1 protein-coding gene is annotated in these 611 nt (G+C 59.7%); it reads right to left on the bottom strand.

What is annotated here, in order from left to right; all coding sequences use genetic code 11:
- A partial coding sequence (locus JIN85_RS22580; RefSeq protein ID WP_200274479.1) for a hypothetical protein occupies positions 1 to 611 on the bottom strand: 611 nt, incomplete at both ends.

Raw genomic sequence — 611 nt, 5'->3', positions numbered from 1 at the left:
AAGGTGTCTTCGTGAATGGCGAAGGTGATGTCATTGCCGACGCTGCCGGGCCTGCGGGCGGTTAGAACGATGTCCTTGTTGGTTCCTCCCATGGCAGTGGTTAGACTGGCGCGTGTTTTCTCGCTGTCGTCTTCGTTCAGCATGATGCCTCCGCTTGGCAGGCGTTCCGCAAAGTGGACCGTGGCGGCAGCGGCCTTGAGCACGGTTCGGCGCTTCAGGCTGATGTCATTGACGAAGTGGTCGGCGTCCAGATCGAGCGAAAGCACTTCAGCGGTGCCGCGTCGGGCGACGTTCAGGCTTGGTGGGTTGGTCGTGTAATTCCACCACGCGAAGGCGTCCGGACAGCGCTTGAGAAGTTCCACCAGCGCCTGCAGGAAGGTCACATTGGAAAGTGTCATGCGCTCCATGGTGAACAGAGCCGGGTCAATCACTCCGGCCTGCACCGGCAAGCCGACCGTCGCTGCCCGATCTAACAGTGCAACGATGTTTTCCCCGATGGGAACCTGCTCAAAGGTAAAGTTCGGCCGTTCGACCTCTTCCTCGGTGGCATCCGGAATGAGAGAGGAAAGCGTTTCCTGATCGAGCCACCAACCGGCCCCAAGTGCGGAGAA

It is taken from the genome of Luteolibacter pohnpeiensis, from assembly GCF_016595435.1.
In the GTDB taxonomy this organism is placed as follows: Bacteria; Verrucomicrobiota; Verrucomicrobiia; order Verrucomicrobiales; family Akkermansiaceae; genus Luteolibacter; species Luteolibacter pohnpeiensis.
Note: the sequence above shows the minus strand (reverse complement) of the source record. Positions and strands in the feature narration are given on the sequence as shown.